We start from the raw sequence: 385 nt of genomic DNA, 5'->3' as shown, positions 1-385 counted from the left end.
CGCCAGCACCCCTCCCGCACCAGCGGCCGCGCCGAGCAGCTCGCTGGTGTCCACCGTTGGTGCGCGCATTTACGACAAGCAATGTTCGCAATGCCATGGCAAACAGGGCGAAGGAAAAGCGGGCGCCTACCCCGCGCTGGCAGGCAACCGCGCAGTACAGATGGCGACCACCAACAACCTGGTGCTGACTGTGTTGCATGGCGGGTTCGCCCCCGCCACCGCGCAGAACCCTCAGCCCCATGGCATGCCCCCGTTCATGCTCACCCTGTCCGATACCGACATCGCCTCCGTGCTCACTTTTGTGCGCAGCAGCTGGGGCAATGCAGCTGCGCCGGTGAGTGAGTTTGATATAAACAAGATACGCAATGCGCAACCCCACTAGAGG

At 63.1% G+C, this 385-nt stretch carries 1 protein-coding gene; it reads left to right on the top strand.

Features of this window, described 5'->3' with window-relative positions:
• Positions 1-382, top strand: a 382-nt coding sequence (locus AC1D1Y_RS26810) for a c-type cytochrome (RefSeq protein ID WP_477685012.1), incomplete at its 5' end; no start/stop codon positions are given.
• Positions 383-385 lie beyond the last annotated feature (3 nt).

It is taken from the genome of Polaromonas sp. P1_G1 (assembly GCF_056405595.1).
This window is presented reverse-complemented; position numbering and strand designations above follow the sequence as displayed.